19 protein-coding genes and 1 tRNA gene are annotated in these 24712 nt (G+C 64.4%); 11 read left to right on the forward strand and 9 right to left on the reverse strand.

Features of this window, described 5'->3' with window-relative positions; all coding sequences use genetic code 11:
• Positions 1 to 422 (forward strand): hypothetical protein (locus ACODSP_RS12310; RefSeq protein WP_488965869.1); only part of this gene is annotated, 422 nt, incomplete at its 5' end.
• Positions 423 to 462: 40 nt separating this feature from the next.
• Here ACODSP_RS12310 and ACODSP_RS12315 read toward each other — a convergent pair.
• Positions 463 to 1815 (reverse strand): AmpG family muropeptide MFS transporter, encoded by a 1353-nt coding sequence (locus ACODSP_RS12315; RefSeq protein ID WP_488965870.1) that lies wholly within the window; start codon positions 1813 to 1815, stop codon positions 463 to 465.
• Positions 1816 to 2059: 244 nt separating this feature from the next.
• On the opposite strand from ACODSP_RS12315, the gene ACODSP_RS12320 reads away from it, so the two are divergent.
• The 3 genes from ACODSP_RS12320 (at position 2060) to ACODSP_RS12330 (ending at position 7283) form a co-directional block, all read left to right on the forward strand.
• Positions 2060 to 3469: a class II 3-deoxy-7-phosphoheptulonate synthase gene (locus ACODSP_RS12320; RefSeq protein ID WP_054168759.1), complete on the forward strand. Its 1410-nt coding sequence runs from the start codon at positions 2060 to 2062 to the stop codon at positions 3467 to 3469.
• A 388-nt stretch (positions 3470 to 3857) separates the two neighbouring features.
• Positions 3858 to 5915: a methyl-accepting chemotaxis protein gene (locus ACODSP_RS12325; RefSeq protein WP_488965871.1), complete on the forward strand. Its 2058-nt coding sequence runs from the start codon at positions 3858 to 3860 to the stop codon at positions 5913 to 5915.
• Positions 5916 to 5987: 72 nt separating this feature from the next.
• Positions 5988 to 7283, forward strand: coding sequence for a Xaa-Pro dipeptidase (locus tag ACODSP_RS12330; protein ID WP_488965872.1), 1296 nt, complete (start codon positions 5988 to 5990; stop codon positions 7281 to 7283).
• Positions 7284 to 7287: 4 nt separating this feature from the next.
• On the opposite strand, the gene hpnE is transcribed toward ACODSP_RS12330, so the two are convergent.
• The 3 genes from hpnE to ACODSP_RS12345 all read right to left on the reverse strand — a co-directional run bounded on the left by hpnE (position 7288) and on the right by ACODSP_RS12345 (position 11183).
• Positions 7288 to 8544: a hydroxysqualene dehydroxylase HpnE gene (gene hpnE, locus ACODSP_RS12335; protein WP_488965873.1), complete on the reverse strand. Its 1257-nt coding sequence runs from the start codon at positions 8542 to 8544 to the stop codon at positions 7288 to 7290.
• Positions 8541 to 10295: a squalene/phytoene synthase family protein gene (locus ACODSP_RS12340; protein ID WP_488965874.1), complete on the reverse strand. Its 1755-nt coding sequence runs from the start codon at positions 10293 to 10295 to the stop codon at positions 8541 to 8543. The genes hpnE and ACODSP_RS12340 overlap by 4 nt, the downstream gene beginning before the upstream one ends.
• A 261-nt stretch (positions 10296 to 10556) precedes the next feature.
• The gene (locus ACODSP_RS12345; RefSeq protein WP_488965875.1) at positions 10557 to 11183 is read right to left on the reverse strand and encodes a superoxide dismutase; all 627 of its coding nucleotides are present in this window, start codon (positions 11181 to 11183) and stop codon (positions 10557 to 10559) included.
• Between the two features lie 209 nt (positions 11184 to 11392).
• On the opposite strand from ACODSP_RS12345, the gene ACODSP_RS12350 reads away from it, so the two are divergent.
• The 3 genes from ACODSP_RS12350 to ACODSP_RS12360 all read left to right on the forward strand — a co-directional run bounded on the left by ACODSP_RS12350 (position 11393) and on the right by ACODSP_RS12360 (position 14405).
• On the forward strand, positions 11393 to 12238 hold the full coding sequence (locus ACODSP_RS12350; protein WP_488965876.1) for a phytoene/squalene synthase family protein: 846 nt from the start codon (positions 11393 to 11395) through the stop codon (positions 12236 to 12238).
• Between the two features lie 288 nt (positions 12239 to 12526).
• Entirely contained in the window at positions 12527 to 13477 is a 951-nt protein-coding gene (locus ACODSP_RS12355; protein WP_488965877.1) for a hypothetical protein, read from the forward strand.
• A 7-nt stretch (positions 13478 to 13484) separates the two neighbouring features.
• The gene (locus ACODSP_RS12360) at positions 13485 to 14405 is read left to right on the forward strand and encodes a hypothetical protein (RefSeq protein WP_488965878.1); all 921 of its coding nucleotides are present in this window, start codon (positions 13485 to 13487) and stop codon (positions 14403 to 14405) included.
• Positions 14406 to 14513: 108 nt separating this feature from the next.
• On the opposite strand, the gene trmFO is transcribed toward ACODSP_RS12360, so the two are convergent.
• Together trmFO and ACODSP_RS12370 are read right to left on the reverse strand one after the other, a co-directional pair.
• Positions 14514 to 15875 carry a methylenetetrahydrofolate--tRNA-(uracil(54)-C(5))-methyltransferase (FADH(2)-oxidizing) TrmFO gene (gene trmFO, locus ACODSP_RS12365; protein WP_488965879.1) on the reverse strand — a complete coding sequence of 454 codons (1362 nt, stop codon included), beginning with the start codon at positions 15873 to 15875 and terminating at the stop codon, positions 14514 to 14516.
• Between the two features lie 32 nt (positions 15876 to 15907).
• On the reverse strand, positions 15908 to 16087 hold the full coding sequence (locus ACODSP_RS12370; RefSeq protein WP_488965880.1) for a hypothetical protein: 180 nt from the start codon (positions 16085 to 16087) through the stop codon (positions 15908 to 15910).
• Between the two features lie 142 nt (positions 16088 to 16229).
• Here ACODSP_RS12370 and ACODSP_RS12375 point away from each other — a divergent pair, with 142 nt between their 5' ends.
• The 4 genes from ACODSP_RS12375 (at position 16230) to ACODSP_RS12390 (ending at position 21264) form a co-directional block, all read left to right on the forward strand.
• Positions 16230 to 17606 carry an MATE family efflux transporter gene (locus ACODSP_RS12375; RefSeq protein ID WP_488965881.1) on the forward strand — a complete coding sequence of 459 codons (1377 nt, stop codon included), beginning with the start codon at positions 16230 to 16232 and terminating at the stop codon, positions 17604 to 17606.
• Between the two features lie 107 nt (positions 17607 to 17713).
• Positions 17714 to 20443, forward strand: a complete 2730-nt coding sequence (gyrA, locus tag ACODSP_RS12380) for a DNA gyrase subunit A (protein ID WP_488965882.1) — start codon at positions 17714 to 17716, stop codon at positions 20441 to 20443.
• Positions 20444 to 20575: 132 nt separating this feature from the next.
• Positions 20576 to 21097, forward strand: a complete 522-nt coding sequence (gene coaD / locus ACODSP_RS12385; protein ID WP_488965883.1) for a pantetheine-phosphate adenylyltransferase — start codon at positions 20576 to 20578, stop codon at positions 21095 to 21097.
• A gap of 91 nt (positions 21098 to 21188) precedes the next feature.
• Positions 21189 to 21264 (forward strand) — tRNA-Lys (locus ACODSP_RS12390).
• A gap of 39 nt (positions 21265 to 21303) precedes the next feature.
• Here ACODSP_RS12390 and ACODSP_RS12395 read toward each other — a convergent pair.
• Genes ACODSP_RS12395 through ACODSP_RS12405 form a run of 3 tightly spaced genes read right to left on the reverse strand, consistent with a single transcriptional unit; the run spans position 21304 to position 24710 of the window.
• Positions 21304 to 22455 carry a tyrosine-type recombinase/integrase gene (locus ACODSP_RS12395; RefSeq protein ID WP_488965884.1) on the reverse strand — a complete coding sequence of 384 codons (1152 nt, stop codon included), beginning with the start codon at positions 22453 to 22455 and terminating at the stop codon, positions 21304 to 21306.
• Positions 22456 to 22458: 3 nt separating this feature from the next.
• The gene (locus tag ACODSP_RS12400; RefSeq protein WP_488965885.1) at positions 22459 to 22716 is read right to left on the reverse strand and encodes a helix-turn-helix transcriptional regulator; all 258 of its coding nucleotides are present in this window, start codon (positions 22714 to 22716) and stop codon (positions 22459 to 22461) included.
• A 5-nt stretch (positions 22717 to 22721) separates the two neighbouring features.
• Entirely contained in the window at positions 22722 to 24710 is a 1989-nt protein-coding gene (locus ACODSP_RS12405; protein WP_488965886.1) for a DNA cytosine methyltransferase, read from the reverse strand.
• Positions 24711 to 24712: the final 2 nt, after the last annotated feature.

Genomic DNA, 24712 nt, shown 5'->3' on the forward strand with positions numbered 1-24712 from the left:
GCGGCACGAACCCCGGCGGTGGTGGCACCAATCCTGGTGGCGGCGGCACGAACCCTGGCGGCGGTGGCACCAATCCTGGTGGCGGCGGCACGAACCCCGGTGGTGGCGGTACGAACCCTGGCGGCGGCGGCACGAACCCCGGCGGTGGTGGCACCAATCCTGGTGGCGGCGGCACGAACCCCGGCGGCGGTGGCACCAATCCCGGCGGCGGTGGCACGAACCCTGGCGGCGGTGGCACCAATCCCGGTGGTGGTGGCACCAATCCCGGTGGTGGCGGCACGAACCCTGGCGGTGGCGGTACGAACCCCGGTGGTGGTGGCACCAATCCCGGTGGTGGCGGTACGAATCCCGGCGGTGGTGGCACGAATCCCGGTGGCGGCGGCACGAACCCGCCGATGTGTACCTGTCCTTGCGGCTTTTAAACCGGCGTTCCGGGTGGGGGGCGTCCCCACCCGGCTTCGATCATGCCTGCCGCTGCCGGCTGGCGGTACGGTCCAGGAACAGGCACAGCGCCACCACGGGAATACCGATGGCGGCGGTGCCGGCAAAGAACAGGGCATAAGCCCCCATCTGTCCGGCAATCGGCTCCAGCCCCAGCACCATCTGTCCGGAGAAGCCCTTCAGCACCTTGCCCAGCACTGTATAGAGCGAGGAGAGAAGGGCGTATTGCGTCGCCGTGTAGCCCAGGCTGGTCAGGCTGGACATATAGGCGGTCAGGGCCACGCCCGCGAAACCGGTGGCGATATTGTCAACGATGATGGCAGCCGTGAACACGCCGATATCCGGCCCGCTGAGCGCCATGACGGAGAAGGCGAGGTTGGAGAAGGGGCCCAGTACCGCGCCCAGGATCAAGGTCCGCCGGAAGCCCAGCCGGACCGAGGCGATGCCGCCGAGCGCGATGCCGGCGATGGAGGCCCAAAGCCCGACCGAGGCACGAACCGTTCCCACCACTTCCTTTGTCAGGCCCAGATCGACATAGAACGGGTTGATCATCGGCCCGATCATGAAATCGCCCAGCCGGAAGGTCATCACCACCATCAGCATCAGCACCGATAAGGCGCCATAGGTGCGCAGAAAGCTGATCAGCGGCCCGACAATGGCATCGAACAGGCCCGCCGGTGTCCAGAGCGGGGCGGACGCCATGCCGCCCGCCGGGGCGTGGCGCATCGGCTCCGTCGCCATCAGGGTGGCGACAACGCCCACCGCCATCACGGAGCCGGCAACGCCATAAGAGGACTGCCAGCCGATCCCGGCGGCCAGCAGCAGGATCAGGCTGTCGGTGGCCAGCATGGCGGCGCGATACCCGGTCTGATAGGCGGCGGACAGCAGCCCCTGTTCGGCCCCATCCTCCGCACTTTCAATGCGCCAGGCATCGACCACGATATCCTGCGTCGCTGATGCAAACGCCGCCAGCAGGGCAAAGGCACCCAGCTTCCACAGGTTCGCACCGTCCGGCCCCACGGCGGCCATCCCGAACAGCCCGGCCCCGATCAGCAGTTGCGACAGCACCATCCAGCCGCGCCGCCGGCCCAGCCGCCCCAGAATGGGCGCGTCCAGCCGGTCAACCAGCGGCGCCCACAGCATTTTCAATGAGTAGGCCAGCCCGATCCAGGACAGAAAGCCGATGGTGGCGAGATCGGCCCCACCCTCCCGCAGCCAGAAGCCCAGCGTATTGCCCGTCAGCAGGAAGGGCAGGCCCGAGGAAAAGCCCAGCAGCAGCATGACCAGCACCTTGCGCTGGCCCAGCGAGCGCAGCACCTGTCGCCAGCCGATGGGGGCCTTCTTCTGCTCCGGGCTTGCTGCATCGGCCGTCATGGGCGGGTCCTGTCCTGTCTGCGGATAATCTGCTGGCGAGTATAGGCAAGGCCTTGTCCGCCCGCGCGGCCTATTTGCGTACGAACATTGCGCAGAATGCAGGTAGTTTGGACTGGAAAATACCGGCACGAGTCGCTTACAAAGTTCGACCCACCGGTGAAATCCGATGCTGGGTAACCCATATGCACATCCCGCCGCCGGGAAGAGGCCGGTGCGGCGATGGCTGTAGAAGGAAAAGCAGGACATGTCGACGGATACGCAGAAGGTGGGGACCGCTGGGCGCTGGACGCCTGACAGCTGGCGCGCCAAGCCGATCCGGCAGGTCCCGTCTTATCCCGACGAAACCAGGTTGAAGGCCGTCGAAGCCAAGCTGGCGGCCTATCCGCCGCTGGTTTTTGCGGGCGAGGCGCGGCGGCTGAAGGATCATCTGGGCAAGGTGGCGCGCGGGGAGGCATTCCTGCTGCAGGGCGGCGATTGCGCCGAAAGCTTTGCCGAGTTCCATCCCAACAATATCCGTGACACGTTCCGCGTGCTGTTGCAGATGGCGGTCGTGCTGACCTTCGGTGCGGCGACGCCGGTCGTGAAGGTGGGCCGTCTGGCGGGGCAGTTCGCCAAGCCGCGTTCGGCCGATACCGAGGTGATCGACGGCGTTGAGCTTCCCAGCTATCGCGGCGACATCATCAATGGTTTCGACTTCACGCCCGACGCCCGTATCCCCGATCCCGAACGGATGGTCCAGGCCTATAACCAGTCGGCCAGCACCCTGAACCTGCTGCGCGCCTTCGCCCAGGGCGGCTATGCCGACCTGCACAAGGTGCATCAGTGGAACCTGGGCTTTGTGGAGAAAAGCCCGCAGGGCGAGCGTTATCAGGATCTGGCCAACCGCCTGGATGAGACGCTGTCCTTCATGGCCGCCTGCGGTATCACCGGTGAAACCACGCCGCAGATCCGTGAAACGGAACTGTTCACCAGCCACGAGGCGCTGCTGCTGCCGTACGAGCAGGCGCTGACCCGCATCGACAGCACGACGGGCGATTGGTACGACGTGTCGGCCCATATGCTGTGGATCGGCGATCGCACGCGTCAGCATGATGGCGCGCATGTGGAGTTCCTGCGCGGGGTGAAAAATCCGGTCGGCCTGAAATGCGGCCCGACCATGGACCCAGATGACCTGATCCGCCTGATCGACATCCTGAACCCGGCGGACGAGGCGGGTCGCCTGACCCTGATCGTGCGCATGGGCTCTGACAAGGTTGCCGACAAGCTGGCGCCGCTGGTCCGCAAGGTGCAGCGGGAAGGCCGGACCGTCGTCTGGTCCTGCGACCCGATGCATGGCAACACCGTCAAATCCTCCACCGGCTTCAAGACCCGTCCGTTCGACCGGGTCCTGGGCGAGGTGCGGGGCTTCATGGAGGTCATCCGGTCCGAAGGTGCTCATCCCGGCGGCGTGCATTTCGAAATGACCGGTCAGGACGTGACGGAATGCACCGGCGGTGCCCAGGCCATCACCGACCATGCCCTGGCCCTGCGTTACCACACCGCCTGCGACCCGCGCCTGAATGCCAGCCAGGCTCTGGAACTGGCCTTCCTGATCGCGGAAACCCTGAAGGCTGTGCGTGACGGTCAGCCGCGCGCCCGCGTGGCGGCTGAATAAAAACTATCCCTGCGGTTGTGGCATGCGCTGCAATCATAGGTCTGGTTATTAACTGGAAGCAAAGGCCCTGAAATTTCCGATTTGGAAGTTTTGGGGCCTTATCTTATTGTGAGTTAATGGTTTTTCCAAAATCTGATTGGGTTGTAACAGCTGTTCACCACATTGCGCCGCTTTCCCGATATCCATGATCGATAAGGCGCCCTGACAGAGTTTTTGTAGTGGAAAGTGGCTGAAATCCGCCATTGCTATCGATAGCAATCAAGGGGTGGCTTCAGTAATCCACACAGCGGTAACCAGCTGAAACATCTAAAGAAAATTTTAATCGTAAAGGTCGTTAATGCGCGCTTCCAGATGACAGGGGGGCGTTATGTTCAAGAAACTACCGTTGGTGACGAAGTTGATCCTGGCGATCATCCTCGTCCTTGTTGCCGGCCTTGGCGTTGGCATTGTCGCCATTACGGAAAGCAGCGGGGAGAGCACCGACACCCTGTCATTGGAGGTTGGGCAGCGGCTGGGCGAGTATCATGGTGCCGTGGTGGAGCGCCGCCTGAACGAGGCGATGGATGTCAGCCGCTTCGTGGCGACCTCCATGCTCAGCATGAAGCAGGCCGGCATCGTCAATCGCGCGCAGTTGAACATCTGGCTGAAATCGCAGCTGGAAGCCAACCCTGGTGTGTTGGCTGTCTGGGTCGGGATGGAACCCAACGCCCTGGATGGCAAGGATGCTGCGGCGGCCAACACGCCGGGCAGCGATGCCGCCGGCCGCTTTGTCCCCTACTGGAACCGTGGTTCCGGCAAGGTGGAACTGGAACCCCTGGTCGATTTCGATACCGAAGGGGCTGGCGATTACTATCAATTGCCCAAGCGTCTGATGCGTGAGGTCGCGATTGAACCCTACATCTACCCGGTGGCCGGCAAGTCCACCCTGATCATGTCGCTGGCCGTGCCCATCATCGAAAATGGCAAGTTCATCGGTGTTGCCGGCGTCGATATCGCGACCGACGGCATCGGCGAGGAACTGAAATCGGTGAAGCCCTTCGATACGGGCACTGTCTCCCTGATTTCGAATGGCGGTCTGTGGGTCAGCTATGCCAACCGCGACCATCTGGGCAAGCCCATCGGCCAGACCAATGAGAAGCTGAAGGAAGCGCTGCCCGCCATCAAGGATGGCCGGTCCCATTCGCATCTTTCCTTCTCGAAAAGCCTGAATACCGAGGTGACGCAGCTGTTTGTGCCGATCCAGATCGGCACCACCCGCACCCCCTGGTCGATCCTGATCAACCTGCCCATGGACAAGATACAGGCACCGAAGGTTCAGCTGCGTAACGCCATCCTGATTGGTGCCCTGGTCCTGACGGCAATTCTGATCCTGGCGCTCTGGTACTCCACCCGCCATATCGTTGGCACGCCGCTGCGCCGGATCATCAATACCGTGCAGGCCCTGACCAGCGGCAACCATGCGGTGGAGGTGACCGACCGCGACCGTGGCGACGAGATCGGCGCCATCAACAACGCCCTGCAGCTGTTCAAGGAGAATGCCGGTCGTGTGGCGGAGATGGAGGAACAGCGACGCCGCGACGAACTGGCCGCCGCCGAGACCCGCCGCCAGGATCTGAACCGTCTGGCCGATGAGTTTGAAAGCTCCGTCGGGCAGGTCGTGTCCGCCGTGGCTGAACAGTCCGACAGCATCCGCAGCGATGCCGAGGCCCTGTCCGCCATCGCCACCCAGACCAATTCCCAGGCCACCGTCGTGTCGAACTCCGCCGATATCGCCAATGCCAATGTGCAGACGGTGGCGGCGGCAGCCGAGGAACTGGCCTATTCGATCGAAGAGATCAACCAGCGCATCGCCGACAGCTCCCGCCGCGCGACAGAGGCCGTGGGCGAGGTGGAGCGGACCAACGGCACCGTCGCCGGTCTGGCCGAGGCGGCCCAGAAAATCGGCGATGTCGTCAATCTGATCCAGTCCATTGCGGCCCAGACCAATCTTCTGGCCCTGAATGCCACCATTGAGGCGGCGCGCGCCGGAGAGGCTGGTAAGGGCTTTGCCGTCGTCGCGTCGGAGGTGAAAAGCCTGGCCAACCAGACCGCGAAGGCCACAGAGGAAATCGCCGGACAGGTCGCCGCCATCCAGTCCGTCAGCGGCACCGCCGTCACCGCCATTCAGTCCATTGGCCGCACCATCGTCAGCATCAGCGAGACGGTGACCACCATCGCGGCGGCGGCGGAAGAACAGGGTGCCGCCACCCGTGAAATCAGCCGCAATGTGCAGGAAGCGGCCACTGGCACGCGTGAAGTGACGTCCAATATCGAGGGTGTGACCCAGGCCGCCGCCGAAACCGGGCGTATGGCGGCCCAGGCGCGCAATGCCTCTGACAGCCTGTCGCGGGAAGCCACGCTGCTGCGTCAGGAGGTTCAGCGCTTCGTCACCGGTATCCGCGCCTGATACAGGCTGGGTTAAATTCCGCGGCCCCTTGTGTTACGCCTTTGGCAACCGACAATAAGGGGCCGCGATCCCATGGCAATCTCTCTCTCCCGTTCGCTTTCCGCTCTGCTTCTGGCCGCCACCGCCCTGGGTGGGGCACTGTCCGCGCAGGCCGGCACCACCTATGTCCAGGCTGACCGCATGGTCGATGTCGTGTCCGGAAAGCTGGTGGAGAAGCCGGCCCTGGTCATTACCGATGGCCGCATCGCAGCGGTCGGCACCCAGGGCAGCGTGGCGGTGCCGGATGGGGCGGTACGTTTGGACCTGACGGGCATGACCATTCTGCCCGGCCTGATCGACATGCATGTGCATCTAACGGGCCGGCACGATATGCATGGCTATGAAGGGCTGGCGGAATCGACAGGGGATGAGACCATCAACGGCGTCATTCACGCTGAAAAGACCCTGATGGCCGGCTTCACGACGGCCCGCAACCTGGGCGCCGCCGGCTATTCCGACGTCGCCCTGCGCCGCGCCCTGGCAGCCAACCGCCTGAACGGTCCGCGCCTTTATGTGTCCGGTCCCTCCATCGGGGCCACGGGCGGACATTGCGATAACAACCTGCTGCCGCCCGAATATGACGCGCACAGCCAGGGGGCCGCCGACGGTCCCTGGGGCGTGGTCAAGAAGGTGCGCGAGGTGAAGAAGTATGGCGCCGACCTGATCAAGATCTGCGCCACCGGTGGCGTCCTGTCCAAGGGCACGCAGGTCGGTGCCCAGCAGCTGGCGCAGGAAGAGATGGACGCCATCGTGGCGGAGGCCAAGCGCCTTGGCCTCAAGGTTGCCGCCCATGCCCATGGCACCGCCGGCATTAAGGCCGCCATCCGCGCCGGCGTGGACACGGTCGAACATGCCAGCTTCATCGATGATGAGGGCATCAGGCTGGCGAAGGAGCGCGGCACCTACCTGTCCATGGATATCTACAACACCGAATATATCCTGTCGGCGGGGGAGGCGGCGGGCTTCCTGCCGGAAAGTCTGGCCAAGGAACGGGTGGTCGGCAAGACGCAGCGCGAAAGCTTCACCCGCGCCGTGAAGGCCGGGGTGAAGATGGTTTTCGGGTCCGACGCCGGCGTCTATCCCCATGGCGATAATGGCAGGCAGTTCAGCCGCATGGTGCAGTTCGGGATGACCCCGATGCAGGCGATCCAGGCCGCCACCGTCAATGCCGCCGATGCGCTGGGTGCGTCCGCCGATGTCGGCACCCTGGCCGTTGGCCGCTATGGCGACCTGATCGCGGTCAAGGGCGATCCGCTGGCCGATATCTCGATCCTGGAAAAGGTCGATGTGGTGGTGAAGGGTGGGGATGTGGTGAAGGGCAAGCCCTGAACCGTTATTGCGCTGCCATCGCCGCGGCCCGGTGTCCCGACTGCACCGCCCCTTCAATGGTGGCGGGCAGTCCGGTATCGGTCCAGTCGCCGGCCAGCAGCAGGTTGGCCGACAGTGTCGGGCGGGGGCGTTTGCGCCCCTGCTCCGGCGTGGCGGCAAAGGTGGCGCGCCTTTCCTTAACGATCCGGCCCGGTGCCGGGCGGTCAGGATCAAGCCCCGTCGCCGCCGCCACATCCCGCCAGATCAGGTGCCGCAGGTCGTCGGCATCGCGGTCCATCAGGGCATCCGCCGCACTGATGGTGACCGAAAGCAGGTCATCGCGCAGGAACAGCCATTCCGCCACCCCGCCGACCAGACCGACCAGAGGCAAGCCGCCGGGCAGCGTTACCGGGCTTTCCAGCCGGTAATGGGCATTCAGGATGGCGTGGAAGCGGTCGGGCGCCGGCAGATCGCACAGCAGGCGTTGGGCGGCCTCCGGCGGTATGGCCAGGACCACCTTGTCATGGGCCGCCAGAACAACCCGTTCCGGCCCGAAATCCAGGGCTGATACAAGGCCATCCGACGTCCGTTCCAGCGCTTTCAGACGGGTGCCAAACTGTACCCTGACCCCAAATCGGGCCAGATAGGCCAGGGCCGGATTGACCAGGGCGGCGGACAGCCCACCCGGCCCTGCGATCCACGGGCGGCAGGCGTCGGCCCCGCGCAGCAGGGTGCGGCGGAAGACGGACCAGAGTAGGCGTGCCGAGCCGGCCTCGTACGGCGTGTTCAGGATGCTGACGGTAAGCGGCTTCCACAGCCGGTCCGTTAACGGCTTCCCTTCCGGCAGCACATCCGCGACCCGCGCATCCGGACCGGCGAAGGCCAGCTTGAGCGCCGCCAGATAATCCAGCAGCCCACTGTCAGGCACCCGCCGGGCAGGATCGGCCAGCCATAGGGGCAGGGGGCCATTGCCGGGGCGCAGGGTCCAGTGCCTTCCATCCCGCAGGTCCAGAAAGGGCAGGACGACCGGATCGACGGTCATCAGGCCCTCCCGTCCCCTGATCCGGTCCAGATAGGCGGAGCATTCGGGATTGGCACCCAGAATCAGGTGATTGCCATTGTCGATCACACAGTCAAGCAAAGCATCATGCCAGGAGCGGCAGCGACCGCCGGCATGATCGGTTGCTTCATAAAGGATGACCTCGCGACCGGAACCGGCCAGGGCGGTGGCGCAGGCCAGACCCGACAGGCCGGCCCCGACCACATGCAGGGTACCCGTCACAGGCGGGGCGCGCGACCCAGGGCGCAGGACAGCGCCACGCTGATCTTCTCCCACTTCCCAAGGCGCGGGCGGCGGGACAGGGCGTCGGGCGACCAGCCCCGCTGACGCAGGCGCAGCAGGATGCGATGATACAGCACCATCATGGCGGCCGCCGGCCACAGCTTGCGGTGCGGCTGTTTCAGCAGGCAGTTGGCCTGATGGAACGCGGCTTCCGCACGGGCGGCCAGCGCCTCACAGACCTGCGGCAGGGCCGGGTCGGTCAGCAGGGCGACGGGATCGGACTGGACGGCATAAATGTCGATCCCCGCATCCTCCAGCATCTCCTCCGGCAGGTAGCAGCGGCCATCGCGCGCATCCTCCTCCACATCCCGCAGGATGTTGGTGAGCTGCAACGCCTCACCCAGGGCCAGCGCAAAGGCATCGGCGCTGGCATCGCCCTTGCCGAAGACGCGTACGGACAGCAGGCCCACGGCCCCCGCCACGCGCCGGCAATATTGCGCCAGCATGCCCAGGGAGGGGGCGCGGATAGGCCCTTCCACATCCATCATCATGCCGTCGATCACGGCCTGGAATTCCGCCTGGGGCAGGTTGTAGCGCCGCACGGCAGCGGCCAGATCGCGCAGCCGGCCATGGTGGCGGCCAGGGCTGGGCATGCCATACATGGCGTCGATACGCCGCTGCCAGTCGGTCAGGGCGCCGCGCTTGACCTCGTTATTCTCCTTGCCGTCGGCGATATCGTCCACGGCGCGGCAGAAGCCATAGATGGCGAACATGGCCCGGCGCTTGCGCTGTCCCAGCAGGCGCAGCGGCCAGTAGAAGGTGGAGGTACCGCAACTTCCGGCCTTGGCCAGCCCGCTTTCGGGCGACAGGCGCGGCGGGCGGCGCGACATGCCGCGCAACACACCCAGCAGGACCGCACCCAACCGGCTGAACGCCGACAGCTGCACCTTGCCGGCCAGCGGATCGCGGCGGCGCAACTGCTTCGACAGGGCCACCGCCATCTCGATGATGACCGCCGATTCCATGCGCAGGCCGGGATTGGCGATCAGGCGGGGCAGGGCACCCGCCCGGCGCAGCAGCGAATCGACATTGTCCAATGTCCGGTCGATGACGGCGCGCACGGGTGGCGTCGCCTCCGTCTCCACCAGATGTTCAACCGATCCGCCCGCTTCCTTGAACCAGGCGGTGGGTAGGTAGCAGCGGCCCAGTTCAACCCAGTCATGCCGGCAATCCTGGATATGGTTCAGGATCTGCAGCGCGGTACATAGCGCGTCGGATGCCGGGGCGGCGTTGATCCCCTCCCCATGCAGTTCCAGCAGAAAGCGGCCCACGGGGTTCGCGGAATAGCGGCAGTAAAGGACAAGGTCCTGCCAGGTCTTGCAATGGCTGCCCGTGGCATCGCGGCGGAAGGCCTGCAAGAGCTGCCGCGCATGGATGCCCGACACGGTCGTCGCCGTCTGTGTGGCCTTCAGCGTCAGGGCAGGGGCCAGCCAGGGCTGATTGCCGATACCGCTGACCAGCGCGCGTTCCAGCGCATCCAGCTGCGCGATCTTCATGTCGGGTTCTACGTGCGGGTCGTCGGCAATGTCATCGGCCAGCCGCGCGAAGGCGTAGAAGGCCATGACATGCGGGCGATAGGGAGCCGGGATCAGCCGGGAGGCGACGGGAAAATTCTCCGCCTCCGCGCCCTTGCGGGCGGCGGGGTCGCCCGGTTGGGCGGGGTTCTGTGCTGACAGGCGGAATTCAGCCATGGGTCCCGGCGCTCTTGATCATCGTGCCCCTACTTTGCCACGACAGAGAGGCATGGAGAAGTGGCGATAATGCGGCGCGGGCCGGATATGACAAACCCCGCCGGTTTTGGCCGGCGGGGTTTGCATTACGTTTCATGTTCCCTCAGGCGCCGGGCGCCGCCATCCGGCGGCTTGGCTTGCGCCGCATGTGCGGCGGGCCGGCCGTCGCCGGCCTCCGCCGGTCAAGGGAAATGACCGGCGGTTGAGAGAATATGAAAAGCCTTAAATCACAGCACCGGCCTTGATCTTGGCCAGACGGGCGTTCACAGCGTCCCAGCTGACGGTGTTCCACCAGGCGGCCAGATAGTCCGCGCGGCGGTTCTGGTACTTCAGGTAATAGGCGTGTTCCCACACGTCGTTGCCGAACAGCACGGGCGTGCTGTTGAACAGCGGCGTGTCCTGGTTCGGCTGTGCCACGATGGCCAGCTTGCCGGCGGCGTCGGCGGTGACGAACACCCAGCCGGAGCCGAACTGCTTGGTCCCGGCCTCGTTGAACTTCTTCTTGAAGTCGTCAAAGCTGCCGAAATCGCGGGTGATGGCGGAACCCACCTCACCGGTCGGGTCGCCACCGCCATTCGGGCCCATGATGGACCAGAACATGGAATGGTTGGCGTGACCGCCGCCATTGTTGCGCACGGCGGTGCGGATGCTTTCCGGCAGCTCGCCCAGACGCTTCAGCAGGTCTTCCAGCGACAGGTCATGCAGCTGGCTGTGGTCGGCCAGGGCATTGTTCAGATTGGTGATATAGGTCTGGTGATGCTTGCCATGGTGGGTGGCCATGGTCAGCGCGTCGATATGCGGCTCCAGCGCCGCGGTGTCATAGGTCAGTGCCGGCAGGGTGAAGGCCATGATGATGGCTCCTGTTCTTTCTCGGGGTGGGTGTCGCCCCTGACGCGGGGACGACCGGACACGGGGTTGAGAGATACGACCGCGCCGCGCGCGGGTCAACCTGCTCGACCCCTGAATAATTGTCGTGGCAACCATATGGGATGCTTGGGCTTTGCGAACAGGGGCGGAGCGCCTATAAGGCGGCATCACCCCTGTTGGATTGAGCAAGAATGGCGCCCCCCGCCCTGTCCGCCTGTGCCGAGGCGGTCCGCAAGCATGATAATGACCGCTTCCTGACGGCCCTGTTCGCGCCCGCCACGGTGCGTGAGGATTTGTTCGCGCTTTACGCCTTCAACCATGAGATCGCCAAGACGCGGGAGGTGGTGACGGAGCCGACCCTGGGCCAGATCCGCCTGCAATGGTGGCGGGAAAGCATCGATGGCGCCTATGCCGGCACCCCGCGCCGGCATGAGGTGGTGGAACCGCTGGCAGCATCCATCGCCCGTCACGGCCTGGACCGCACTCAGTTCGATCTGGCTATCGATGGGCGGGAGGCCGACATGGATGATGAGGCACCCGCCGACATGGAATGCCTGGTCAATTATGCCCAGGTCACGGGGGCACCGCTGACCCGGCTGGCTTGTCAGACACTGGGCGTGCGTGACCTGGCCGCGATGGAGGCAGCACGGCTGGTCGGCACCGCCTGGGCCCTGACCGGTATCCTGCGGGCCACCCCCTTCCTGGCACGCGGCCACCGCTCCCGCCTGCCGGTGACCCTGATGGTCGAACATGGGGTGACCGAACCGGCTTTGTTCGACCTGAAACCGGAACCCGGCCTGTCCAGGGTGGCCGCTGCCGTGGCCGATACCGCCCGGTCGCTGCTGTACGATGCCCGCCGGTTGCGGCGCGATGTGCCGAAGGCCGCCCTGCCGGCCCTGCTGCCGGCCATTCTGGCCGATCATTATCTGGGCCGGATGGCGGCGGCGGGCTATGACCTGATGAACCCCATCCTGCTGCGCCCCAGCGTGCGCCGCCCGCTTTCCGTCGGCTGGGCCGCGACCATCGGGCGGTGGTAAGCCGCCGCCCGTGCAACAGGATGCAACAGAAAATCAGGGGGTGTTTCATATCGGGGGCCTTCCCGAACGCCCGCGTCCTGCCCGGACACAGTTCGCCCCATGATTGTCGGAACATAGCACGAAACGGCACAGGATGCAGCGGTTAACCCATTAATTTGGGTTTAGTGATGCCTGTTAATTTGCTCGCTTTACGTGAAAATGTCAGATGCCTGTCTGGCATGCTTTCTGTATGCTGTGGGCCGGATGCCGGGGGACGCCGCATCCAACCAACGGCGAAGGGGGCTGATCATGCTGGACGCGGTGCAGGGGCTGTTTCTGTCTTATGTTTCGGGTGGCGGCGGTGTGGGGGCGGCCTACCATTTCAATGTCTCCTTCGATGGCGGGCAGACGCAGACACCCCTGCTGATGGATACCGGTTCCCCCTGGTTGAATGTGGGGGCGGATTACCTGCCGGATGGCACCTATCAGGTCATCGTACCGCAGCCGCCCTATACCCACCCCTTCTATTCCAGCAGCGGCAACGCCTATCAGGGGCAGTGGGTGACGGTTTGCGCCATCGTGACCGGGGGGAACGGGGCCAGCTTCACCGTGCCGTCGCTGACGATCTTCCGTAGCACCAGCCCGTCCAACGTGGCCATGATGGGCGTCAGCACCCGGATGACGGGCCTGGACCCGCTCAACATCTTCCTGAATGTGCCGGAGATCGTGGCCGGCACCTGGGCGCCCGGTTACATGCTGGACCAGAATGGTGTGCTGTTCGGCTATGACGCGGCCCTGGCACAGCAATTCGTGCAGGTGCCGGTGAACATGAACCTGGGGCAACGCACCGCGTCCGCCAGCGTTACCCTGTCGCCACCGGCCAATAGCGGCCTGACGCCCTATGACGCCACGCTGCCCTTCCTGATGGATACGGGCATCGACTACACCATCATCACACCCAATCAGCCCGGCAATACCCCGCCCAACCCGGCGGATTGGGAGCAAGCCAACCCCAATGGCGGTCAAATGCTGATCCCGGATGTTACCGTTGGCGTGGTGTTGGGCGGTGTGTCATGGGGCTTCAACACCAGCCAATGCGGCGGTCCGCCCGCCAACCCCGCCTATGCAAGGCTGGCGGTACCGTCGCAGTACGGTATCCTCAATACAGGCCGGCATTTCCTGGCAAGCTACAAGTACATGATCCAGTTGGACGAGCGGATCGGCGCGACGACGGGGGTTATGGGCTTTCTGGCAGTGTGAGGGGGACATGGGGAGGAGCGACAAGTTCACAAACTTGCTTCCAATTATCGTCACAATCATGGGAGTGACGCTCTATACGCTGATATCTAAGGGCCAGGAATTGGCCCCTGCTGATCTGGCCACTGACGCATCGCGAGAAATGTTGGGGGCAGTCACTGGCGAGGCCGCTGCCCTGATGCGTTTCTACGCCGCTGCGGTTCTGGCCGAAATTTCGGCCTTTGCCGCCATCGTTGTGACCATTTCACTTCTAGTCATGTATGTTGAGCGCGCCGATCTCAGTTTTCATTTTTGTATTCTTTTTCTTCTGATTTTGGCTTCGTTGACATTGAACATTGTTGCGCCAAGTCCAGTAACAGCTCAATTATCAAAAATCGTGTGTTGTGATAAATCGGTATTAACGAGTGTCAGCTTCTGTACCGTCTCGTCAGACCATATTCTCAATTTCATGCCGGGGCCTGTCGGTGATCTGAATTTTTATCAGATGATATTTTTGCCACTTTGCATTGCTTCGGCCTGTATTGGTTATATTGCATTTGTAGTTGGCGTCACCGGCAGTCGGCGCGACAAGGCCAACCGTGAGGAATATGAAAGGGCAATCGCGCTTATCATGGCGTGCGGTGGCGCTATGCTCGTATTCTGGACACTTACGGTGCGCGAATATGGCCGTTGGGCCTTTTCGGGAACTGTCACGAACAATAACGCCAAGGCATTTATCGACAGTGTCACCATTTATGCTGGCGCAACCGCCAGTTCGTTGCTGGCCATGATCTGGCTGTTTGCTATCGGGCTTTTGATCGTCCGTCCGTACGCAGATCGAGGTCTGGGCAGCGATAAGGCCCTGTCCCGCAAGTCCGCGACGTTTGGGTTCATTTCGGTACTGGCGCCTATCCTTCTCGCGGTATTCGAGAATCTATTCTATCCGAAGTAATAATCATCAATCTTATATTGCAATGTGCGCTACAGCTTTGCCGGCCAAAGGGAGAAGGGGGTGGGCAGGTAGTCCCCTTCTTATGCTTCGTCCTTTGGCGTTTGACTGTCAGGGTTGCGGCTGCAGCCACCCCGCCAAATCCACCAACGCCCGCGTGCTGTACGCCTTCTTGCGGTCCTTGCCGTGCAGTTCCTTGCCGTTGGGCTGCCGCTCCGTCACCGGCGGGAACAGGCCGAAATTGACGTTCATGGGCTGGAACGTCTCCGCTTCCGCACCGCCCGTGATATGGCAAAGCAGGGCACCCAGGGCGGTGGTGCGTGGGGGCAGGGAGGGTTCGCTACCCAGCCGGTCGGCGGCTGCGAAGCGCCCGGCCAGCAGGCCGACGGCCGCACTTTCCACATAGCCTTCACAACCCGTGATCTGGCCTGCAAAGCGCAGGCGCGGCATGGCCTTCAGGCGCAAGGACCCGTCCAGCAGGCGCGGCGAGTTGATAAAGGTGTTGCGGTGCAGGCCGCCCAGGCGCGCGAACTCCGCATTTTCGAGGCCGGGGATCATGCGGAACACCCGCACCTGTTCGGCATATTTCAGCTTGGTCTGAAACCCGACCAGATTATAGAGCGTGCCCAGCGCATTATCCTGACGCAACTGCACCACGGCATAGGGGCGCTTGCCCTCATGCGGGTTGGTCAGGCCCACGGGCTTCATGGGGCCATAGCGCAGCGTGTCGACGCCGCGTTCGGCCATCACCTCAATCGGCAGGCAGCCTTCGAAATAGGGGGTGTTTTTCTCCCACTCCTTGAAGTCGCCCTTTTCGCCGTCGATCAGCGCCTGGATGAAGGCCTGATACTGCTCCTTGTCCATGGCACAGTTGATATAGTCCTTGCCCGTGCCGCCGGGCCCGACCTTGTCATAGCGCGACTGGAACCAGGCCTTGGACAGGTCGATGCTGTCGGTATGGATGATGGGGGCGATGGCGTCGAAGAAGCTCAGCTGCTCCTCACCGGTAAAGGCGCGGATGGCCTCGGCCAGTTTCATGGAGGTGAGCGGGCCGGTGGCGATGATGGTGCTGTCCCAGTCTTCGGGCGGGATGCCCGCAACCTCGCCCCGCTCCACCGTTACCAGTGGATGGCTGGTCAGGGTCTGCGTCACATGTTCGGCGAAATGGTCGCGGTCCACGGCCAGCGCGCCGCCGGCCGGCACCTTGTGCGTATCCGCCGCCGTCAGGATCAGCGAGCCGCAGCGGCGCATCTCCTCATGCAGCAGGCCGACGGCATTATATTCGGCATCGTCGGACCGGAAGGAGTTGGAACAGACCAGCTCCGCAAAGAAATCCGTCTGGTGCGCGTCCGTTTTCTGAACGGGGCGCATCTCATGCAGGATGACGGGGATGCCGGCCTGGGCGATCTGCCATGCAGCTTCGCTGCCGGCCATGCCGGCGCCGATGACGTGGATGGGGTTCTTCTGGGTCATGGGCCGTGATGTCGCGCGCCACGGCCCCGCCGTCAAGCCCCCTGCATGCATGCGCCCCCGGACATGCGCACCGGTGTGGGTTCAGGGTCGGGTTGCGGCACGGGGGGCGGTTCGGGCGGGCCGCCCGGCTGCGGCGTCGGCAGTTCGTCCGGCGGCGGCAGTTCGGTCTGGTCGGGCGGGGTGGAGCCGGGAAGCGGTGGCACGATGCCCATGGGCCGGGTCCTTTCTTGTGACGGTTGCTATCAACCAACCCCGGCGCGGGGTGAATTGTTCCCCCGACATGGTGGCACTGGACATTTCCGATATCGGATGTATCGTGCGCGGCGTTTCAAGATATCGGATTCTCGTCCCAAAATGACTGCCGCCGCCCTTCAGGCCGAAACCCTTCCCCACCGTATCCAGCGCCACGTGCGCGATCTGTTCCGGCTGGCCGTGCCGGTTATCATCGCGCGCGCCGGGATCATCGTCATGGCCCTGACCGACACGCTGATCGTGGGTCGGTACAGCGCGCAGGAACTGGCCTATCTGGGCATGGGGCACACGCCTGTCGCGGTCATGATGGGCGTGATGGTGGGCCTGCTGCTGGGCACGGTCGTGGTCACGGCGCAGGCCGTGGGGCGGGGCGAGGAGGGGACGGTCGGCACCGTCTGGCGCCGGTCGCTTCCCTATGCGCTGCTGGTCGGGTCGGCTGTGTTCGGCATTTGTCTGTTCGGGGAACAGTTCCTGTTGCTGACGGGGCAGGAACCGGATCTGGCGCGCGGGGCCGGCCATGTCATGGCGGTCATGGCCTTTGGCATGCCGCCGGCGGCCCTCTATCTGGCCTGCTCGCTGTGGCTGGAGGGGCTGAAGCGGCCCTTGCCGGGCATGGTCGCCATGCTGATCAGCAATGTGCTGAATGTCCTGCTGGTCTGGATGTTTGTCTGGGGGCATTTCGGGCTGCCGGCCCTGGGCGCCATTGGCGCGGCCTGGTCGACCACGGCGCTGCGCTGGCTCTGTGCCTTCGGCATGATCGCCTATATCTGGTGGCACCCCAAGCGTCAGGAATGGGGCGTGCGCGGCGGGTTCAGGGGATGGTGGGTCGGCGGGCGGGAACAGCGGCGCATCGGCTATGCCGCCGGCCTGTCCAACGGGCTGGAAGGCTCCGCGTTCGGTGGGCTGGGCCTGTTCGCGGGCTGGCTGGGGGCTGTCGGCGTCGCCGCCTATGCCATCGGGTTGAACCTGATCGCGCTGCCCTTCATGTGCGCGCTGGGCCTGGCCTCGGCAACCTCGGTGCGGGTGGGCAATGCCTATGGCGCCGGTGAGCGCACCGAAACCACCGTCGCGGGCTGGACGGGCCTGGGCGTGACCAGCGCCATCCTGGCCCTGGTCGGCGTCATCTTCCTGCTGTTTCCCGGCTGGATCGCGGGTCAGTTCACGCAGGATGCCGCCGTGCTGGCCCTGACGGCGCCGGTGGTGGCCTTCTCTGCCTGGCTGCTGGTGGCCGATGGCGGGCAGGTGGTGATGGCGCAGGCCCTGCGCGGACGCAGCGACACCTGGGTGCCGACGGCACTGCACTTCATCAGCTATTACGCCATCATGATGCCGGTCGGCTGGTTCCTGGCCTTTCCGCTGGGGCGCGGTGTGCTGGGCCTTTTCGAAGGGATTTTCATCGCCAGCATCGTGTCGGTCGGCTTCCTGATGGCGCGGTTCTGGTGGCTGTCGCGACGCGATGCGCGGGCGGCGGCGGGCTGATTTCCCCTTTCGTTGTTCGCACCCGCGAATGGTGCTACAAGGGGTGCCCGATGGCCGGCAAACCCGGCCCCCGGCCTTTGTAGACCCGTAATGACGAGTTCCGCTCGGTGACCTCCACGCCCGCTCTGCCGTCCGATATCACGCCCATCACCATCGAAGATGAGATGCGGCGATCCTATCTCGATTACGCGATGAGCGTGATCGTGAGCCGAGCCCTGCCGGATGTGCGCGACGGGTTGAAGCCCGTGCATCGCCGCATCCTGTTCGCCATGAAGGAAGGCGGATACGACAGCACCAAGCCCTACAAGAAGTCGGCGCGTATCGTCGGTGACGTGATGGGTAAGTACCATCCGCACGGCGACAGCGCGATTTACGACGCCATGGTCCGTATGGCGCAGGATTTCTCCATGCGCCTGCCCCTGATCGATGGTCAGGGCAATTACGGCTCCATGGATGGCGACGCGGCGGCGGCCATGCGTTACACCGAGGCCCGTCTGGCCAAGGTCGCCGAATTCATGCTGGACGATATCGACAAGGAAACGGTCGATTTCCAGCCGAACTATGACGAGTCGGAAGAAGAGCCCACGGTCCTTCCGGCCAAGTTCCCCAATCTGCTGGTCAATGGTGCCGGCGGTATCGCCGTCGGCATGGCCACCAACATCCCGCCCCATAATCTGGGCGAGGTGATCGACGCCTGTCTGGCCTATATCGACAATCCCGACATCTCCATTGATGAACTGATCGAGATCGTTCCGGGCCCGGATTTTCCCACGGGTGCCCTGATCCTGGGCCGGTCTGGCATCCGGTCGGCCTTCCATACGGGCCGTGGCAGCGTGATCATGCGCGCCAAGACGGAGGTGGAAGAGATCCGCAAGGATCGCTGGGCCATCGTCGCCACCGAAATCCCGTTCCAGGTTAACAAGGGCAAGCTGCTGGAACGCATCGCCGAATGCGTGAACGAGAAGCTGGTCGAGGGCATCAGCGATGTCCGCGACGAGTCGGACCGTGACGGCGTGCGCGTTGTCGTCGAACTGAAGCGCGACGCCGTTCCCGACGTCGTCCTGGCGCAGCTGTTCCGCCACACGGCCCTGCAGACCAGCTTTGGCGTCAATACCCTGGCGCTGAATGGCGGCCGGCCGGAGCTGATGGATCTGAAGACCATCATCGCCGCCTTTGTCCGCTTCCGCGAGCAGGTGGTGACGCGGCGGACGGAGTTCGAGCTGGGCAAGGCCCGCGAACGCGCCCACATTTTGGTCGGTCTGGCCGTTGCTGTCGCCAACCTGGACGAGATGATTGCCCTGATCCGCAGCGCGCCCGATCCGCAGACGGCGCGTGAGCAGATGATGGCCCGCGACTGGCCCGCATCCGACGTGGCGCCGCTGATCGCGCTGATCGATGAGCCGGGCCGTGGCCTGTCGGATGCCGGCACCTATCGTGTGTCCGAAGCCCAGGCCCGCGCCATCCTGGACCTGCGTCTGCACCGGCTGACCGGTCTGGAGCGTGACAAGATCGGCGAGGAACTGACCGGCGTCACCGATCAGATCAAGCATTTCCTGGCGATCCTGGCCGAGCGCGGCCTGCTGCTGGACGTGATCCGCAACGAGCTGGGCGAGATGAAGGCCCGCTTCGCCACCCCGCGCCGTACCCAGATCGAGGAATCGGAGTTCGAGTCCGATATCGAGGATCTGATCCAGCGCGAGGACATGGTCGTCATCGTCACCCAGGGCGGCTATATCAAGCGCGTGCCCCTGTCCACCTATCGCGCCCAGGCGCGGGGCGGCAAGGGAAGGTCGGGCATGAACCTGAAAGCGGAGGACAATGTCTCCGACCTGTTCGTGTCGAACACGCACACGCCCATGCTGTTCTTCACCAGCCGCGGCATCGTGCATAAGCTGAAAGTCTGGCGCCTGCCGCAGGGCACGCCGCAGACGCGCGGCAAGGCGCTGGTCAACCTGCTGCCGCTGGAGGAGGGGGAAACCATCTCCACCGTCATGCCGATGCCGGAGGATGAGGGCACCTGGGGTGATCTGGAGATTGTGTTCGCCACCAGCAAGGGCGGCATCCGCCGTAACAAGCTGTCGGACTTCCAGAATATCCGTGCCAACGGCCTGATCGCCATGAAGCTGGAGGAAGAGGGCGAGACCCTGATTTCCGTCCGCACCTGCACCGATCAGGATGATGTGCTGCTGGCCACCCATCTGGGCCGCTGCATCCGCTTCCCCGTGACGGAAGTGCGCGTGTTCAGTGGCCGTACCTCCACCGGTGTGCGCGGCATCAGGCTGGCGAACGGTGATGCTGTAATCGGTATGTCGATCCTGCACCATACCGATTACAGCATGGAAGAACGCGCTGCCTATCTGAAGCAGGCGCGTGATCTGCGCCGGGCCGAGGGTGAGGATACCGACGATACGGTGGACGTGGATGCCGAGCCGGTGGGCGAGGCGACGCTGTCGCCGGAGCAGTTTGCCGAGATGAAGGCACGCGAGGAGATGATCCTCACCGTGTCCGAGCAGGGCTTCGGCAAGCGCACGTCGGCCTATGAATATCGCCTGACGGGCCGTGGCGGCCAGGGCATCTGGAACATGGATATGGGTGACCGTAACAAGGCCATTGCCGCCGTGTTCCCCATCCATGAGACGGATCAGCTGATGATGGTCAGCGATGGCGGCCAGGTCATCCGCATGCCCGTCCACGACATCCGCCTGACGGGCCGGAAGAGCAAGGGCGTCACCCTGTTCCGCCTGTCGGGCGAGGAGAAGGTGGTGTCCGTCGCCCGTCTGGAAGATGACGGTTCCGAAACCAGTGGCGATGCCGTAGAGGCCGCCGCGAGCGAATGATTTGACGACAATCCGCACCGGTTCCAGGGAGAGAGCCCCTGGAACCGGTGCGGGTGACCGGACAAGTGTGCGGGCCATGGACCCGTCCCGACGGTCAGCAGACAGAGCCTTGAGGGGAAGGGGAAGAGGACCATGGCGGCACCGCGTATCGGCGTCTATCCGGGCACGTTCGACCCGGTAACCAACGGTCATTTCGATATTATCCAGCGCGCCTGCCGCATGGTGGATCATCTGATCGTGGGGGTTGCCAGCAATGCCGGCAAAGGCCCGCTTTACACCACGGATGAGCGCGTTGCCCTGGTAGCGGGTGAACTGGCGAACCTGAACCAGCAGGGGTTCAGTGTGGAAGTCCGGCCCTTTGACAAGCTGCTGATGAAATTCGCGGTGGATTGCGGGGCGTCGGTGATCATCCGCGGCCTGCGTGCCGTGTCTGATTTCGAGTACGAGTTTCAGATGGCTGGCATGAATGCCCGCCTGAACCCGGCTGTCGACACCGTCTTCCTGATGGCGTCCGACAAGCACCAGTTCATCTCGTCCCGCTTCGTGAAGGAGATTGGCCGGCTGGGCGGTGATATCAGCCAGTTCGTCAGCCCGCGTGTCGCGGCCAGCCTTCAGGCTCGTTTCGATGCCGAAAGGGCGAACAGGCCGGGGTGAAGCCCTGCGAAAAATCAAAGGTGCGGTGCCGCATCGCGCATGTTGACGGATGCGGTCGGCTTGCCTATGGTGCGCGCCACTTCGGGAGCATGATTCCGTAGCTCAGTCGGTAGAGCACGTGACTTTTAATCATGGGGTCGTGGGTTCGAATCCCACCGGAATCACCATCCCGGAAGTATGACCTTGAAAACATTGAGTTTTCTTGGTCATTTGTCCCCACCGCTGGATTTTGCGGGTTTTGGTGGGACAGTTTTGTCCATTTTCTGTTCCATCAGCTTGTCGGCGGCGCGGCCCGCCAGGGTGCGTTGATTGGCCTTGCGGGTGTAGCGCGTGGCCTCTGCGGCGCTGTGCCAGCCATTCCAAGCCATCAATTCACGCTCCGTCGCGCCGCTTTCGGCCAGCGCGGTCGATCTGGATTTACGCAGGCCGTGCGCGGAACAATGCGGTAGGCCGGCATCATTGCACCAATCGCGAAACCGATTCCCAAATCCCTCAGTTGAATAGGGCTGTCCGAAGCTGGTGGTCAGCAGGGTCAGGTTTCCCTGTGTGGTCGGGGTGGCATCGATGATGGCCGCCAGTTCCGGCAGCAGCGGAATTTCGATCGTGGTGGGGTTGCGGGCCTTGTTTTTCTGGAGCGTGATTCGGATCCAGCCGTTGCTGATATGCTGCCGGCCCAGAAGCACTGCATCCGACCGGCGCAAGCCCGTGTAGTAGAGGATGGCCATAGCCAGCCGCGCCGGGGTGCCGATGGGGTGGTGCGCTTCGAACTGCCCGATTTCCGCCATGGTCCATGTGTGGTGGCCGTCCGGGTTGGGTAGCGTCAGCTTGGGCACATCGCGGGCTGGGTTGCGGGTGGCGCGTTCTGTGTTGACGGCCCACGCGAAAAGCAGCCGCAGATATCCAACCAGATTATTGGCGGCGGCGGGCGTGTCGGCCTTGGCATCGCGGATGGCGCGGATATGGCGCGGCTCCATCATCGCATATGGCTTGTCCCCCAGGCAGCGGCCCTGGCTGTCGCGTTGATCGCACAGCGCGTCCAGAGCCAGCCGGCGGATATGCTGTGTCGAGCGGGACAGGGTGCGAAAATCGGCGTCGCAGTACCATTGCTGACACAGGAAGCGCAGCGATGCCGGGTCCTTTGCTTTGGCCTGGGCACGGCGATTGCTGGGTATCGGGCCGGCGATGGCGGCCTTGTATTCGGCCATGAAGGCATCGGTGCCGGGACGTTCATTCAGGCGGACCTTTGGCTGTCCTGGCCGGCGCACATAGAGGCGCACATTGCCGTGCCTGTCCGTATCCTCCACCAGATAGCGCAAGCGGATGCTGCCGGTGCCGTCACGCAGGCGGAATTCGACCATGTCTCAGTCCCACGGATTGTCGCTGACCTGTCCGCCCTCATCGGGCAGGGCTTCGAACGCCCTGTCAATGGCCATGCGGTCCCAGACGACGCGGCCCCCCAGCCGTTTGGGGGCCGGCATCTCCCGGTCCTGCACCATCCGATCCCATTTTGAGGGGGAGACGCCGATATAGGCTGCCGCCTCTGTGCGTGACAGGCCGCGCGGAGCCAGGGTGGGCGGCAGACGGGCATGGCGCGGGTGCTGTGCGGCGGTGGCGGCCATAATCGTTACTCCGCAGCGATCGCGGGCACCCGCAGGCGAATGTCCAGCGGGTGGCGGGCGTTGGTCAAAGACAGCAGTTTGGCCATGCGCCTGGGCACGGAATTGCCGATCAAACGCATCGCCTCCGTCTTGGTCAGGGGGCGTGTCTTGTCGTCGATGGTGATGGCGGTCGGCATGATCAGTTCGTGGGCCGCCGCTGCCTCATGCGGTTTCAGCATGCGCATGCCGATATCGGCGATGATCCAGGTGGATCCTGCAATATCGACAGTGACCAGATCGCCGCCCGACCAGACGCCATGGGCGCGCAGGAAATCGGCCACCTGCCGGGCACGGGCCAGCTGCGGCGGCGACAGGGGCGGGGTGGCAAGGTCGGCCCGCGTCGGGCTGAACCGGTCCTGCACAGTCAGGGTGTTGAGTGCGGCGGCCATGTCCTGATGCTGCCCGCCAGCGCTGTAATATTCGGTCAGGAAGGCGGCGCCGATGCCGATATGGTCCCCGCCCTTGCCGCCGCCCGTCGCCAGGGTGCGCAGCGCATCCTGCGGGCTGCTGGCGGTACCGGTGCCGCGCTGGTGGATCAGGAAGGCCCCGGCCAGCTGCTGCTGCGTGCCTGCTGTGGTCAGGGTGCTGGTGCCGTCGGCGGGACTATGGCCTATCAGGCCGGTATTGTGCTGGACCATCCAGGCGGCGGCGACAGCATGGCTGATTCCGCTGGCTGTTACCGTCCCCAGGGGGCTGTTCGGATCCGTGGCGCCGCTTCCCCATCGCTGCGCGCGGCCCGGTTGACCATCACCATGCGCGGCCTGAATGATCGTGCCGGCCATCACCGCCAGTTCGCCGCCCTTTACACCGGCGGTGAGGGTGGGCAGCGGCTGGGTGCCGCCATGGATGCGGTCGCCCGCCGTGGTGTGCGTGGTGGGTACCAGGGCGGGGCCAACCAGTGCGTTGCCGTTCACGGTGCAAAGAGTGGTCAGCGGATCCTGTTGAGCGAACACGCGGCTGGCGCGCGTGCTGACATTGTTCACGCCAATGATGAAAGGTTCCGCCGCCTCCAGCACGAAGCGCTTCATGCCAACAGCAATCCGCCGTTGGGTTGCTGGCTGGAGGTCCTTCTTGCGGTCGAAGATGCTGGGCAAGGGCAGGGACCAGTCGATGATGCTGGCCGCGCTGGCGTGGGGCAACAGGCCACCCTCTTTGACGGCGGCGCTGTCGCGGTGGGCGTGGGTCTGTTGGGGCCAGATGATGGGCGCACCGTCCAGCTGACCCACGCCGAACAACCGCTTGCGCGTGGTCGGCACGCCGTAATCAGCGCATGTCATGTCCCGGTCCTGCCAGTCCACGCCCAGGCGGTGCATATGGTCCAGCCAGGCGCGCCAGTGCCGGCCCTGGTGGCGAGGATCGCGCACCAGCAGCTGCTGTTCGCGCGGCACCCGTTCCCCCCTGGCCGCCACCGTGCCATCCAGTTTCAGCACGCGGCCCGTTTCCTTATCGCGCTTGGCGATCAGCGGTCCCCAGCCCCGGATTTCGCGGACATTTTCCAGCATGACGGTGGACGGGCCCAGACCGGCGCGGCGCAGCACGCCGACCCAGCGGCAGACCTGCCAGGGCATGGAGCGGACACGCGGGGAGCGCGGGGCCCCGCCCTTGGCAACGCTGTGATCCCGGCAGTCCGGCGATGCCCACAGGATATTGACCGCGCGCCCCCCGGTGGCGGCCAGCGGGCAGACCTCATAGATATCCGCCTGCAGATGCTTGGTGTGCGGGTTCAGCGCCTTGTGGGCAGCAATGGCGACCGCGTCATGATTGACCGCAACATGCACCGGAAACCCCGCCTCCTCCAGCCCCTGGCAGGCCCCACCCATGCCGGCGAACAGCACCACATTGATGGTGCCATCCAGGGGCCAGGGCGTGGACAGAGACTGTCCGGCGGGGATGCCGGGGCGGACACGGCGGGGGCGGCGCGGGGTGTTGGGCAGGGCGGGGAAAAGGCCGTCCATGG

It is taken from the genome of Niveispirillum sp. FG156 (assembly GCF_057809555.1).